Origin of the sequence: Pseudomonas eutrophicaquae, from assembly GCF_023544715.1 — a bacterium.
GTDB lineage: Bacteria > Pseudomonadota > Gammaproteobacteria > Pseudomonadales > Pseudomonadaceae > Geopseudomonas.
Window position 1 is genome coordinate 126,106 of sequence record NZ_JAMJEZ010000003.1, and the last position, 13,618, is coordinate 139,723.

The following is a 13,618-nucleotide window of genomic DNA, read 5'->3' on the forward strand; positions in this document are numbered from 1 at the left end:
CTGCCACCATGAATTTCTTCGATACCCTGCAGCAACAGACCCAAACCGAGCGGGACTACCTGCTGGCCGCGCCGATCTTTGCCGAGGTGCAGAGCGGGCGCATCACCCTGGAGAGCTACGTGGCGTTCCTCGCCCAGGCCTACCACCACGTCAAGCACACTGTACCGCTGCTGATGGCCTGCGGCGCGCGCCTGCCAGAGCGGCTGGAGTGGCTGCGCGGCGCGGTCGCCGAGTACATCGAGGAGGAATACGGCCATCAGGAGTGGATCCTCAACGACATCCGCGCCTGTGGTGGCGATGCCGAGGCGGTGCGTCAGGCCACACCGGCGCTGCCCACCGAGCTGATGGTCAGCTACGTCTACGACCGCATCGCCCGGGCCAACCCGGTGAGCTTCTTCGGCATGGTCCATGTGCTGGAAGGCACCAGCATCGCGCTGGCCAGCCAGTCGGCGGCGATCATCCAGCAGCGCCTGCAGTTGCCGGCGCAGGCGTTCAGCTACCTGAACTCCCACGGCAGTCTGGATATCGGCCATGTGGAGTTCTTCAAGGGGCTGATGAATCGTCTGGAGGACGCGGACGATCAGGCCGCCGTCCTGCACACCGCCAAGGTGGTCTATCGCCTGTACGGTGATCTGTTCCGCAGCCTGCCGCTGTCCGGGGAGGCTGCCCATGAACCTTGCTGATTGCCGCATCCTGCTCACCGGGGCCAGTGGCGGCATCGGTGAGCAGCTGGCGCTGCAGCTGGCCGCCGCGGGGGCTCAGTTGCTACTGGTCGCGCGCCAGCGCGAGCGCCTGGAGCCTCTGGTGGCCCGCTACCCGGAGCGTATCGAGGCTGTGTGTGCTGATCTCACCCAGTACGCCGGGCGCGAGGCGGTGGTGGAGGCGGTGCGCCGCCGCGGCGGCATCAACCTGCTGATCAATGCCGCTGGGGTCAACCGTTTTGGTCTGTTCGAGCAGCAGAGTGATGAGACGATTGCCGCGCTGCTGCAGCTCAACGTCACCGCCACACTGCAGCTCACCCAGGCGCTGCTGCCGCTGCTGCACCAGGAAGAGCAGGCGATGGTGGTCAATGTCGGCTCGACCCTGGGCTCGATCGGCTATCCGGGGTACGCCGCCTACTGCGCCAGCAAGTTCGCCGTGCGCGGTTTTTCCGAGGCGCTGCGCCGCGAGCTGGCCGACACGCCGATCAAGGTGCTGTACGTGGCGCCACGGGCAACGCACACGGCGATGAATGACGCCTCGGTGGTGGCGATGAATGCTGAACTGAATTCCGCGATGGACACCCCCGCCGCGGTGGCGGCCCAGGTGCTGGAGGCCATCGCCCACGAGCGCAAGGAGCGCTATCTGGGCTGGCCGGAAAAACTCTTTGTCCGTCTGAATGCCCTGTTGCCGAGGCTGGTGGATCGAGCCCTGCGCAAGCAGTTGCCGATCATTCAGCGCTTTGCGCGCGGTCAATCCTGATACCTGTCCCGGAGGGGGTATGAGCCTTAAAAAATCTTTCCTGCGTCCCGTCATGCTGGGTGCTGCCTTGCTGGTCAGCCTGCCAGGCTTTGCCCTGACTGCCAGCGGCGAGCAGAACCTTAAGCAGTTGCAGAGCCGCTGGGCAGCGATCAACTATCAACTGCCCGAGGCGCAGCGCGAGGCGGCCTTCGAGCAACTGGCCGGCGAGGCCGCAACCCTGCTCAAGGCGGAGCCGCAGGCGGCGGAGCTTTTGATCTGGCGCGGGATCATTCTCAGCACTTGGGCGGGTGCCAAGGGCGGGCTGGGCGCGCTGGATCTGGTCAAGCAGGCGCGCAGTGCCTTTGAGCAGGCGCTGCGCCTTGACCCCAACGCCCTGCAGGGCTCGGCGTATACCAGCCTTGGCTCGCTGTACTATCAGGTGCCCGGCTGGCCGATCAGCTTTGGCAATGCAGAGCGTGCCGAGGAGCTGCTCAAGCAGGCACTGGCGATCAATCCGGATGGCATCGATCCCAACTTCTTTTATGCCGACTTCCTGATGGGCGAGCAGCGTTACGCCGAGGCCGAAGCGGCCCTGCGCAAGGCGCTGGCCGCTCCGGCGCGGGCGGGGCGTGAGGTGGCGGATGCCGGGCGGCGTCAGGAGGCGCGCGCCTTGCTGAACCGGTTGCAGGCGCAAACGCGTTGAGGCGCCCAGCGGCTGGCTGCCGGTGCCGCGTCCACTATCATGGCCGGCGGTGCGGCGGAAGTTTGATCCGCGTGGCCGGTCAGTGAATCCTGGAGCGAGGTCAGGTATGCGCATATTGCTGGTGGAAGACGATCAGGCCCTGGGCGAGGGGATTCGTACCGCCCTCAAGCCCGAGGGCTACACGGTGGACTGGCTGCAGGATGGCGCCAGCGCCTGGCATGCCCTGAGCAGTGAGAGTTTCGATCTGTGCGTGCTGGATCTGGGCCTGCCGCGCATGGATGGCCTGGAGGTGCTGCGCCGCCTGCGCGCTGCCGGCAATCCACTGCCGGTGCTGGTGCTCACCGCCCGCGATGCCACCTTCGATCGCATCGCGGGGCTGGATGCCGGGGCGGATGATTATCTGGTCAAGCCGTTCGATGTCGCCGAGCTCAAGGCGCGCCTGCGGGCCTTGCTGCGCCGCAGCTTCGGCCGCGCCCAGCCGGCGCTGGAGTACCGTGACATCCGCATTGATCTGGAAAGCCAGCAGGTCACCTATCGCGGCGAGCCGGTCAGCCTGACCCGCAAGGAGTTTCTGCTGCTCCACGAACTGCTCGCCCAGCCGGGTCGGGTGCTGACCCGCGATCGCCTGCAGCAGGTGCTGTATGGCTGGGGTGAGGAGATCGAGAGCAACGCCCTGGAGGTGCATGTGCATCACCTGCGCAAAAAATTCTTTCCCGAGCTGATCCGCACCCTGCGCGGCGTCGGCTATCAGGTGGACAAGGCATGAGCCTGCGCTCGATTCGCGCCCGCACGCTGGTACGGGTGCTCGGGGTGCTGGCGCTGTCTTTGACGGTGATTTCCTGGCGCAGCTACGGCGATGCTCAGCATGAGATCGAAGAGCTGTTCGATGCTCAGCTGGCGCAGAGTGCCCGGCTGCTGGCCGGCATGGTGCATGGCCAGATGCCGGAATCGGCGCGTCTGGCGCTGCAGCAGTCGCTGGACGGTGCGCTGCTGGCGCGGCGCACCGCGCCTGCGATGGCCGATGCCCAGGGTCACAAGTACGAGAGCAAGCTGGGCTTTGTGGTATTCGACGACGATGGAAAGGGCTTGCTGCAGTCGGCGGGCGCGCCGCTTGAGGCGCTTGGCCGTCTGGTGGTCGAGGCGCACCGGGCGGCGCACAGGCCGCAGCGCGAGGCTGGTGTGGCACTGGCGAGCATCGCCACCCAGCTGGTCGGCTATCACGATGTGCCGCTCAATGGTCGTCAGTGGCGCACCTTCATGTTGCACGACACTGCGGACCATCTCTGGGTGATGGTGGCCGAGCGCGAGGATGTGCGCGGCGAGCTGGTCGGCAAGATCACTCTGCGCAGCCTGCTGCCGGATCTGATCGGGCTGCCCTTGCTGGCGGTGCTGGTCTGGCTGGCCATCGGGGTCGGCTTGCGTCCGCTGGAGCGCATGGCGGCGGCGCTCAAGGCCCGTGATCCTGACACGCTGGCGCCTCTGGCGCTGGGCGCGCTGCCCCGTGAGCTGGAGCCGATGGTGACGGCGCTCAATCGGCTGCTGCAGCAGGTCGAGAGCCTGCTGGAGCACGAAAAGCGCTTTCTCGCCGATGCGGCCCATGAGCTGCGTACCCCGCTGGCGGTGCTGCGCATCCACGCGCAGAACGCCCTGGAGGCGCCGGATCCTGCTGATCGCGCCGCCGCTCTGCAGCAGCTGATCGGCGGCGTGGAGCGCTCGACCCGGGTGGTGACCCAGCTGCTGACCCTGGCCCGTCTGGAGCCTGAGGTGGTGCAGGGGGCGATGCGCGAGCTGGACCTGCAGCGCTGGCTGCGCAATGAGCTGGCCGAGCTGATTCCCCTGGCGCTGGCCCGGGGGCAGGAGCTGGCGCTGGAGATCGACGAGACCGCCGACTACCGGCTGTCCGCTGATGCGCCTAGCCTCGGTACCTTGCTGCAGAACCTAGTCGGCAATGCCGTGCAGTACACCCCCGAAGGCGGGCAGATCACGGTCAGCCTGCGCGCCGAGGCGCGACGTATTGGTCTGTGTGTGGCCGACAGCGGCCCCGGCGTGCCTCCCGAGCAGCGTGAGCGGCTGTTCCAGCGCTTCTTCCGGCTGGAGAGCGGCGCCGGTGCCGGCGCCGGACTTGGGTTGTCCATTGTCCAGCGCATTGTCGAGCTGCATGGCGGGGAGATCCGTCTGCAGGCTTCGCCACTGGGTGGTCTGCAGATCGAGGTCTGGCTGCCCCGTCATCTGCACGCATCAGCCGATCAGCCGCTTGTGGCACACTGAGCAGCCTGTGATGGGCGCCGCGTGAGGGCGCCCGCTTGCCTACAAGGAGCTGCTGCCATGTTCGTCCTCGATACCCGTCTCGCGCAGGACACGCTGCCGATCGGTGATCTGCCGCTGTGCCGCCTGCTGCTGATGAATGACGCCCGCTATCCCTGGTTCATCCTGGTGCCGCGCCGGGAGGAAGTCAGCGAACTGTTCCAGCTGGAGGCTGCCGATCAGCAGCAACTCTGGCAGGAGGCGACCCTGCTGGCCGAGCTGGTCAAGGATGCCTTTGCCGCCGACAAGATGAACGTCGCCACCCTGGGAAATGTGGTCAGCCAGCTGCATCTGCACGTGATTGGCCGGCGCCGGAGCGATGACACCTGGCCGGCTCCGGTCTGGGGGCAGGGCGCGGCGCAGCCCTACACGGCGGAAGAGTTGCAGGCGGTGCGCGAGCGCGTGCAGCGGATGCTCGATGGCCGCGATTGTCGTTTTGTCTGAGGAGCTTGGCCGATGAGTCTGGAAATGCGCATCACCGAACTGGAAACCCGTCTGGCCTTTCAGGACGACACCCTGCAGCAGCTCAGTGACGAGGTGCTGGCACAGAACCGCCTGATCGAGCGGCTGCAGCGCCAGGTCGAGGCGCTGGCGACTCGTCAGCGCGAGCTGGCCGGGCAAGTCGGACAGCTGGGCGGCGGCGAGGACGAACCCCCGCCACCGCATTACTGAGCGCCGCGCGCGCCGATACCCGGCGTACCTCAGGGGATGGCCGGCGGCGTGACGCGCCGCCCGGCCAGACGTGGGGCATCCAGCTCCATGTAGGGGCGAAAATCCCGCAGGGTGCGCGCCTGCGCCGGATTTCCGACCCACAGCGGCCGCTCGACATGTCGGGCCGAGAGCAGACTGCGGCTGGCGTCGTGGCCCTGATAGCTCAGGCCTGCCAGATCCGACCAGGTATGGATGAAGTCGTAGAGTGCGTGCGGGCGTTGGTGATAGGCGCTGAAATCGCGCGGATCACGCGCCCGCCAGCCCTCGGAGCGCCAGAGCAGGAAGGGCACCGCATACATCGGCAAGGTCGGGCTGGCTTCGTTGCGTCCCAGCACCTGATGATCGCCCGAGTCGAACACATCCTCGCCATGGTCGGAGAGATAGACCAGCAGGCCGTCATCCCCTGAGCCGCGTAGGCGCTCGATCAGCCCGGCCATCACGCTGTCGTTGAAGCGCACGGCGTTGTCGTAGTCATTGATCACCTCGACCTGCTCCTCATCCGCCCAGTCGGCGAGCCCGGTGCGGTCGCGGTACACGGCCGCTTCCGGCGGGAAGCGGTATTCGTACTTCATGTGCGTGCCGAGCAGGTGCACGACGATGAACTTGCGCTCGGCCGGGTCCTTGAGCATTTGCTCGAAGGGTGCCAGCACGTTGCTGTCGTATTCGCGGGCGTTCTGCGCGCGGCTGTGATTGAGGTAGATCTGCTCATCGGTCTGCTGCGAGAAGTAGGTGAGCATGGTGTTGCGCTTTGTCAGGGTCTGCTGGTTGGTGATCCAGAAGGTCTTGTAGCCGGCCTGCTTCATCAGGTTCATCAGCGAGGGGGCGCTGAGGTCGCGCTCGGGATTCTGCGGGTCGGCGAAGGTCAGCGTCTGCTGCAGGGTCTCGATGGTGTAGGGGCGTGCGGCAATCACGTTGCGGAACACCTCAAGATCTTCGATCGCCTGCAGCTTGGGGGTGGTGTCGCGGGCGTAGCCGTACAGGCCCATGTGCTGGCGGTTGGTCGACTCGCCAATCACCAGCACCAGGGTGCCCGGCAGGCCGGCATGGGCGTCCTGCAGTTCGGCCAGCGGCGCAATGCGCTGGTTGTCCTCGAGCAGTGCCTGCATGGCTTCCAGTCGCTGGCGATACTGCGCGTAGCCAAACACCAGCTGCCAGGGCGTGGCGGGTTCCATGCGCTGCATGTAGGTTTCCGCCAGTATTGGCAAGGTCAGTGCATTGGCGCGGGTCAGCTTGAGTGCCGGATAGCCGAACAGACCGAGCAGGATGCTCGCCACCAGCGCTCCCGACTGTAGCGGGCTGAAGGACAGGGGACGCAGGCGCCGCCACAGCCACCAGGCCCCGGCGCTGTAAGCCAGCAGGGCAGGCAGCATCCACCACGCGAAGTATTGTCCGGCATATTCACTGGCTTCGCGCGGATTCGATTCGAAGAGGATGAAGATCACGCTCTGCGAGAACTCCTGCCCGTAGACCATGAAATAGCCCAGGCTGGTCAGCGAGCACAGCCACAGCAAGCCGCCCAGTACCGCGCTGAGGGCGCGGGTATGGCGCGGGAACAGCAGCAGCGGTATCAGCCAGAGCAGGCTGACGATCATCGCCTGGCGAAAGCCGACGAAGATGGTCGCATCGGCCAGTTGCAGCAGCAGGTGATAGACGCCGGAGAAGTACCAGAAGAACAGATAAGCCCAGCCCAGCGCGGCCCAGCGTGAGGCGCTGGTTTCTGGGGTGGTCTGTGGGGAAGGTGCAGCAGAGAGTGGCATGGTGCGTATCCTTGGCAAGATACGCCTAGCCTGCGGTCCTGATCTTAAGAAAGTCTGAAGAGCGGCGCTGGCCGGTCTGTCGCGATCTAGCGCGGTACCGGCTGGGGGTATCCCTCCAGCCAGTGCCGCGCACTCACTCAGTACCGCGTGGCCTGATCGGGGAAGTCGGCAATCACATCCTCGGCCTGCAGGCCCTTGTCGCGGCGCACCACGGCAAATTCGACCCGCTGGCCTTCGACCAGCATGCGCGTGCCATCGCCGCGGATGGCGCGAAAGTGCACGAAGATGTCATCGCCATTGTCGCGGGAGATGAAGCCAAAGCCTTTGGAGGTGTTGAACCACTTCACCGTGCCGTTCTCGCGCAGCACACCGCGATCGGCCGGCTGGCGCGTGGCGGGGCGTGCGCTGCCCGTGGTAGCGGCGCCTGGGGTGCTCGGCCGCCGCTCGGCAGCGGGTGCGCTCTGCTCGGCGGCTTCGCTGCGCCGGCTGGCGGGCAGCAGTTGCGAGAGGGCCGCGCCGGCCAGCGCGATCAGGCTGGCCAGCAGCAGGGGCACGCCGCCGAGCTGCTCCAGGGGCAGCAGCAGGCTGGTGGCCTGGAGGATCACGGCCAATACCAGCAGGCCGCTGCTGAGCCGCTGGCGGCGACCGGGTTGCAGGGGTTGTGCGGCGACCAGCAGGTTGGTCAGACCGATGAAGGCCAGATGAATGGCGGCCGGCTGCTGCAGCCACGGCAGGGCTTCGCCGCGCAGACTGGGCACAAACGACAGCAGCAACGCGGCAGCACCCGATAACAGGTGCAGGGTTTTGACGGTACTCAATGAACTCACCTTGTGAACGAATAGACAGATGATTCGTCCGGACGTGACAGCGGGCAGGGCATGGAAAGGCCGGCAGGGTGGCCGGGCAGCTGCGTGTGCGGAGCCGGACGGGCGCCACCACCACATAGAATTGCAGGCGCAGGGTGGGACGCGCGCCGGCTATTTAAGCCTAAAGCCTGCAGGGTCTCAATTGTCCCCTGTTGCAAGACATGGCGGGCCGGCGCCTTGCACGCCGGCCCGCAGGGCATCAGCCTTCGAGCAGGCTGCGCAGCATCCAGGCGGTCTTCTCGTGGACCTGCATGCGCTGGGTCAGCAGGTCGGCGGTCGGCTCATCGCTGACCTTGTCGAGCAGCGGGAACAGGCCGCGGGCGGTACGCACCACGGCTTCCTGGCCTTCGACCAGCAGGCGGATCATTTCTTGGGCGCTGGGTACGCCTTCCTCTTCCTTGATCGAGGACAGGCGCGCATAGGCCGCGTAGGTGCCGGGTGCCGGGAAGCCCAGCGCGCGGATGCGCTCGGCAATCAGGTCTACCGCCAGCGCCAGTTCGTTGTACTGCGTTTCGAACATCAGATGCAGGGTATTGAACATCGGCCCGGTGACGTTCCAGTGGAAGTTGTGGGTCTTCAGGTACAGGGTGTAGGTGTCGGCCAGCAGGCGCGAGAGGCCTTCGGCGATGGCGGCACGATCCTGCTCGTTGATGCCGATATCGATCTTCATGGGGGTTCTCCTCTTCAGGCAGGCGGGATTTTGCGCTGTCAGCCTAGCATGACTGCCGGTGGGGCGTGCAGCGTGCTGGAGAGGCGCTGCAGCGCGTGGGCGGGCACTGCGCCGGGGGATTCTTTCAGGCTATAATCCCCGCCCTTTGTCACGCGCCGCCTGTCTCGCCGGGCCTTGTGCCGGCCGCAGACGATGCCCGGGTCGATGCCCGGTGCCCGCCGCGATTCCACCCGACCCTGAAGAAGTGAACCGACCATGATGCGCAGCCACTATTGCGGCCAACTCAATGAAAGCCTGGACGGCCAGGAAGTCACCCTGTGCGGCTGGGTCCACCGCCGTCGTGACCACGGCGGGGTGATCTTCCTCGACATCCGCGACCGCGAAGGTCTGGCCCAGGTGGTGTTCGATCCGGACCGCGCCGAGACCTTCGCCAAGGCCGACCGGGTGCGCAGCGAATATGTGGTGAAGATCACCGGCCGCGTGCGTCTGCGCCCGGAAGGTGCGCGCAACCCGAACATGGCCAGCGGCGCCATCGAGGTGCTCGGTTACGCGCTGGATGTATTGAATGAGGCGGAGACTCCGCCGTTCCCGCTCAACGACTACACCGACGTCGGCGAGGAAACTCGCCTGCGTTACCGCTTCCTCGACCTGCGCCGCCCGGAGATGGCCGAGAAGCTCAAGCTGCGCTCGCGCATCACCTCGAGCATCCGCCGCTACCTGGATGACAACGGCTTCCTCGACGTCGAAACGCCGATCCTCACCCGCGCCACCCCGGAAGGCGCGCGCGACTACCTGGTGCCGAGCCGCACCCACGCCGGCAGCTTCTTCGCCCTGCCGCAGTCGCCGCAGCTGTTCAAGCAGCTCTTGATGGTTTCGGGCTTTGACCGCTACTACCAGATCGCCAAGTGCTTCCGCGATGAAGACCTGCGCGCCGACCGTCAGCCGGAGTTCACCCAGATCGACATCGAGACCAGCTTCCTCGATGAAGCGGACATCATGGCTCTGACCGAGACCATGATCCGCAACCTGTTCAAGGAAGTGCTGGATGTCGAGTTCGGCGAGCTGCCGCACATGACCCTGGCCGAGGCCATGCGCCGCTACGGCTCGGACAAGCCAGACCTGCGTATCCCGCTGGAGCTGGTGGATGTCGAGGACCAGCTCAAGGACGTCGAATTCAAGGTGTTTGCCGGTCCTGCCAACGATCCCAAGTGCCGCGTCACCGCCCTGCGCGTGCCGGGCGGCGCGAGCATGCCGCGCAAGCAAATCGACGACTACACCAAGTTCGTCGGCATCTACGGTGCCAAGGGTCTGGCCTACATCAAGGTCAACGAGCGCGCCAAGGGCGTTGAGGGCCTGCAGTCGCCGATCGTCAAGAACATCCCGCTGGACAACATCAACGTGATCCTCGATCGCGTCGGTGCGGTCGATGGCGACATCGTGTTCTTCGGCGCCGACAAGTCCAAGATCGTCTCCGAAGCCCTCGGCGCGCTGCGCGTCAAGCTCGGTCATGATCTGAACCTGCTGACCTGTGAGTGGGCGCCGCTGTGGGTGGTCGATTTCCCGATGTTCGAGGAAAACGACGACGGCTCGCTGTCGGCCATGCACCATCCGTTTACTGCACCGAAGTGCTCGCCCGAGGAGCTGGAGGCCAACCCGGCCGCCGCGCTGTCGCGGGCCTATGACATGGTGCTCAACGGCACTGAGCTGGGTGGCGGTTCGATCCGTATCCACAGCAAGGACATGCAGCAGTCGGTGTTCCGCGTGCTCGGCATCAGCGAGGAAGAGCAGCAGGAGAAGTTCGGCTTCCTGCTCGATGCGCTGAAGTACGGTGCGCCGCCGCACGGTGGCCTGGCCTTCGGTCTGGATCGTCTGGTGATGCTGATGACCGGCGCCCACTCGATCCGTGAAGTGATCGCCTTCCCGAAAACCCAGAGCGCCGCCTGTGTGATGACCCAGGCGCCGGGTGTGGTGGACGCCAAGCAGCTGCGCGAGCTGAATATCCGCCTGCGCGAGCAGGCCAAAGCCGAGTAAGTCGCTACAGGAGCCTGGTCATGCCAGGCTCCTTGCATTTCAGTCGGCAAAAATTACAGGATCCCTCAGAAACACGACGGAGAAAGTCATGGCAGGTCATTCCAAATGGGCCAACATCAAGCACCGCAAGGGACGCCAGGACGCCAAGCGCGGCAAGATCTTCACCAAACTGATTCGTGAGCTGACCGTCGCCGCCAAGGGCGGGGCGATTTCGGCCGACAACCCGCGTCTGCGTCTGGCGGTGGACAAGGCGCTGACCGCCAATATGTCGCGCGATGTGATCGATCGCGCCATCGCCCGTGGCGCGGGCAATAACGAGGCCGACAACGTCGCCGAGCTGAGCTACGAAGGCTACGCGCCGAGCGGCGTGGCGATCATCGTCGAGGCGATGACCGACAACCGCAACCGCACCGCCGCCGAAGTGCGTCATGCCTTCAGCAAGTGCGGCGGCAACCTCGGCACCGACGGCTCGGTGGCTTACATGTTCGAGCGCAAGGGGCAGATCAGCTTTGCACCGGGCATTGACGAAGACGCACTGATGGAAGCGGCGCTGGAAGCCGGCGCGGACGATGTGGAAATGGGTGAGGACGGCTCGGCGCTGGTCTCCACCAGCTTCACCGAGTTCCATGCCGTCAACGAGGCGCTGGCGGCGGCCGGCTTCAAGGCCGATGAAGCCGACATTGCGATGATCCCCTCGATCAGTGCGCCGATCACCGATCTTGAAACCGCGCAGAAGGTCATCAAGCTGATCGACATGCTGGAAGATCTGGACGACGTGCAGAACGTCTACCACAACGCGGAAATCCCCGACGAGATCATGGCCCAGCTCGGCTGAGCCCTGCGCAATCCCGTATACTCGCCCGCTCTGGATGAATGAACAGTGCGAGTGTGGCATGACCCTGATCCTCGGTATCGACCCCGGTTCGCGCATCACCGGCTACGGCGTGGTGCGTGACACCGGGCGTGGCTGCGAATACGTGGCCTCCGGCTGCATCCGCACCGGTGAGGGGCCGCTGCCTGAGCGGCTGCAGAAGGTCTACCGTGGCGTGCGGGAAATTATCCGCCTGCACGGGCCGGTGATGATGGGCATCGAGCAGGTGTTCATGTCCCGCAACCCGGATTCTGCCCTCAAGCTCGGCCAGGCCCGCGGTGCAGCGATTGTCGCCGCGGTGGAGGAGGGGCTGAGCGTGGATGAATACACCGCCAGCCAGGTCAAGCAGGCGATTGCCGGCAGCGGCGGCGCGGCCAAGGAGCAGGTGCAGTTGATGGTCATGCACTTGCTCAAGCTGGTGAAAAAGCCACAGATCGATGCCTCCGATGCGCTGGCCATCGCCCTCTGCCATGCCCATCACCGGCAGAGCCTGATTCCCCATGGCCTGGCCAGCGCGCGTCGGCGCAGCGGCCGGCTGCGTCTCTGACCCCAAGGAACACGGATATGATCGGACGTCTGCGCGGTCTGCTGGCCGAAAAACAGCCGCCGCACCTGATGGTAGAGGCCGGCGGTGTCGGCTATGAGCTGGAAATGCCGTTGAGCAGCCTGTATCGCCTGCCGGCGATCGGCGAGCCGGTGACGCTCTACACCCATCTGGTGGTGCGCGAGGATGCGCATTTGCTTTACGGCTTTGCCGAGCGCCGCGAGCGCGAGCTGTTTCGCGAGTTGATCCGTCTGAATGGCGTCGGGCCGAAGCTGGCGCTGGCGCTGATGTCGGCGCTGGAAGTCGATGATCTGGTGCGCTGCGTGCAGCAGGACGACCTCAAGTCCCTGACCCGCGTGCCGGGGGTGGGCAAGAAGACCGCCGAGCGGCTGTTGGTCGAGCTGCGTGATCGCTTCACGGCCTGGGAAACCCAGCCGGGCGTGATTGCCCTGGCACTGGAACCGACGCGCAGCGCGCCGGTCTCAAGCGCCGAAAGTGATGCGGTCAGCGCCCTGACCACACTGGGCTTCAAGCCCGCCGAGGCTGCCCGCGCGGTGGCAGCCGTGCTGGAAGATGGCCTGTCCAGCGAAGAACTGATCCGCCGTGCCCTCAAGGGCATGGCCTGAACCGGATGACTGCCCATGATTGAAGCCGATCGCCTGATCGCCGCCACAGCCCGCGAGCGCGAGGACCAAGTCGACCGCGCCATCCGTCCGCTCAAGCTGGCCGAGTACATCGGCCAGCCGGTGGTGCGCGAGCAGATGGAGCTATTCATCCGCGCCGCCCGCGGGCGCAGCGAGGCGCTGGACCATACGCTGATCTTCGGCCCGCCGGGCCTTGGCAAGACCACGCTGGCCAACATCATTGCCCAGGAGATGGGCGTGTCGATCAAGAGCACCTCAGGCCCGGTGCTGGAGCGTCCGGGTGATCTGGCCGCGCTGCTGACTAACCTCGAGCCTGGCGATGTGCTGTTTGTCGATGAGATCCATCGCCTGTCGCCGGTGGTCGAGGAGGTGCTCTATCCGGCCATGGAGGACTACCAGCTCGATATCATGATCGGCGAGGGGCCGGCGGCGCGCTCAATCAAGCTGGACCTGCCGCCCTTCACCCTGATCGGCGCCACCACCCGGGCCGGGATGCTGACCAACCCGCTGCGCGACCGCTTCGGGATCATCCAGCGTCTGGAGTTCTATTCCATCGAGGATCTGGCGACCATCGTCAGCCGCTCGGCGCAGATTCTCGGGCTGCCCACCGACCCGGACGGTGCCTTCGAGATTGCCCGCCGGGCGCGCGGCACGCCGCGCATCGCCAACCGCCTGCTGCGCCGGGTGCGTGATTACGCCGAGGTGCGCGGGCAGGGGGTGATCAGCCGGCATATTGCCGATCGTGCGCTGGACATGCTGGACATCGATGCCCACGGTTTCGACCATCAGGACCGCCGCCTGCTGCTGACCATGATCGACAAGTTCGATGGTGGCCCGGTGGGGCTGGATAACCTCTCGGCGGCGATCGGTGAAGAACGTCACACCATCGAGGATGTGCTTGAGCCCTACCTGATTCAGCAGGGTTACATCATGCGCACCCCCCGTGGCCGGGTGGTGACGCGGCACGCCTATCTGCACTTTGGTCTGGACGTTCCCGGGCGCTTGGGTGAGCGGCTGGCGGATGCGTCCGGTCAGGGTGTCGACTGAAGCAAAAATACTTGGCCAGCCCGTTGGCAA

The 13,618-nt window shown here is 65.7% G+C and carries 15 protein-coding genes; 12 read left to right on the top strand and 3 right to left on the bottom strand.

Translation table 11 applies throughout. The annotated features are described in order from the left end of the window. Positions 1 to 8: 8 nt before the first annotated feature. The 7 genes from MXC11_RS02395 to MXC11_RS02425 all read left to right on the top strand — a co-directional run bounded on the left by MXC11_RS02395 (position 9) and on the right by MXC11_RS02425 (position 5,119). Positions 9 to 683, top strand: coding sequence for a TenA family transcriptional regulator (locus MXC11_RS02395; RefSeq protein WP_250004696.1), 675 nt, complete (start codon positions 9 to 11; stop codon positions 681 to 683). Further along, positions 670 to 1,461: an SDR family oxidoreductase gene (locus MXC11_RS02400; RefSeq protein WP_250004699.1), complete on the top strand. Its 792-nt coding sequence runs from the start codon at positions 670 to 672 to the stop codon at positions 1,459 to 1,461. Before MXC11_RS02395 ends, MXC11_RS02400 begins: the two co-directional genes overlap by 14 nt. Before the next feature lie 19 nt (positions 1,462 to 1,480). Continuing rightward, a complete protein-coding gene (locus MXC11_RS02405) occupies positions 1,481 to 2,143 on the top strand; it encodes a TRAP transporter TatT component family protein (RefSeq protein ID WP_250004700.1) in 663 nt (220 codons plus the stop codon). A gap of 106 nt (positions 2,144 to 2,249) precedes the next feature. Beyond that, positions 2,250 to 2,909 (top strand): response regulator, encoded by a 660-nt coding sequence (locus MXC11_RS02410; protein WP_250004703.1) that lies wholly within the window; start codon positions 2,250 to 2,252, stop codon positions 2,907 to 2,909. Further along, positions 2,906 to 4,411 carry an ATP-binding protein gene (locus tag MXC11_RS02415; protein ID WP_250004706.1) on the top strand — a complete coding sequence of 502 codons (1,506 nt, stop codon included), beginning with the start codon at positions 2,906 to 2,908 and terminating at the stop codon, positions 4,409 to 4,411. The genes MXC11_RS02410 and MXC11_RS02415 overlap by 4 nt, the downstream gene beginning before the upstream one ends. 57 nt (positions 4,412 to 4,468) lie before the next feature. After that, positions 4,469 to 4,891, top strand: a complete 423-nt coding sequence (locus MXC11_RS02420; RefSeq protein ID WP_250004709.1) for an HIT family protein — start codon at positions 4,469 to 4,471, stop codon at positions 4,889 to 4,891. Positions 4,892 to 4,903: 12 nt separating this feature from the next. After that, positions 4,904 to 5,119, top strand: coding sequence for a SlyX family protein (locus tag MXC11_RS02425; protein WP_250004712.1), 216 nt, complete (start codon positions 4,904 to 4,906; stop codon positions 5,117 to 5,119). Between the two features lie 29 nt (positions 5,120 to 5,148). Here MXC11_RS02425 and cptA read toward each other — a convergent pair whose 3' ends face one another. The 3 genes from cptA to MXC11_RS02440 form a co-directional block, all read right to left on the bottom strand. After that, a complete protein-coding gene (gene cptA / locus MXC11_RS02430) occupies positions 5,149 to 6,915 on the bottom strand; it encodes a phosphoethanolamine transferase CptA (RefSeq protein WP_250004715.1) in 1,767 nt (588 codons plus the stop codon). Between the two features lie 137 nt (positions 6,916 to 7,052). Then, the gene (locus MXC11_RS12135) at positions 7,053 to 7,733 is read right to left on the bottom strand and encodes a cold-shock protein (RefSeq protein ID WP_284060332.1); all 681 of its coding nucleotides are present in this window, start codon (positions 7,731 to 7,733) and stop codon (positions 7,053 to 7,055) included. A 247-nt stretch (positions 7,734 to 7,980) separates the two neighbouring features. Continuing rightward, on the bottom strand, positions 7,981 to 8,451 hold the full coding sequence (locus MXC11_RS02440; protein WP_250004718.1) for a Dps family protein: 471 nt from the start codon (positions 8,449 to 8,451) through the stop codon (positions 7,981 to 7,983). A gap of 255 nt (positions 8,452 to 8,706) precedes the next feature. Here MXC11_RS02440 and aspS point away from each other — a divergent pair, with 255 nt between their 5' ends. From aspS to ruvB, 5 genes are all read left to right on the top strand, one after another. Next, entirely contained in the window at positions 8,707 to 10,482 is a 1,776-nt protein-coding gene (gene aspS, locus MXC11_RS02445) for an aspartate--tRNA ligase (protein WP_250004720.1), read from the top strand. An 88-nt stretch (positions 10,483 to 10,570) separates the two neighbouring features. Beyond that, positions 10,571 to 11,317 (top strand): YebC/PmpR family DNA-binding transcriptional regulator, encoded by a 747-nt coding sequence (locus MXC11_RS02450; RefSeq protein ID WP_250004723.1) that lies wholly within the window; start codon positions 10,571 to 10,573, stop codon positions 11,315 to 11,317. Between the two features lie 58 nt (positions 11,318 to 11,375). Next, positions 11,376 to 11,900, top strand: a complete 525-nt coding sequence (ruvC, locus tag MXC11_RS02455) for a crossover junction endodeoxyribonuclease RuvC (protein WP_250004726.1) — start codon at positions 11,376 to 11,378, stop codon at positions 11,898 to 11,900. Positions 11,901 to 11,917: 17 nt separating this feature from the next. Next, entirely contained in the window at positions 11,918 to 12,523 is a 606-nt protein-coding gene (ruvA, locus tag MXC11_RS02460; protein WP_250004737.1) for a Holliday junction branch migration protein RuvA, read from the top strand. Between the two features lie 15 nt (positions 12,524 to 12,538). After that, on the top strand, positions 12,539 to 13,588 hold the full coding sequence (gene ruvB / locus MXC11_RS02465) for a Holliday junction branch migration DNA helicase RuvB (protein ID WP_250004755.1): 1,050 nt from the start codon (positions 12,539 to 12,541) through the stop codon (positions 13,586 to 13,588). The last annotated feature ends 30 nt before the right edge of the window (positions 13,589 to 13,618 follow it).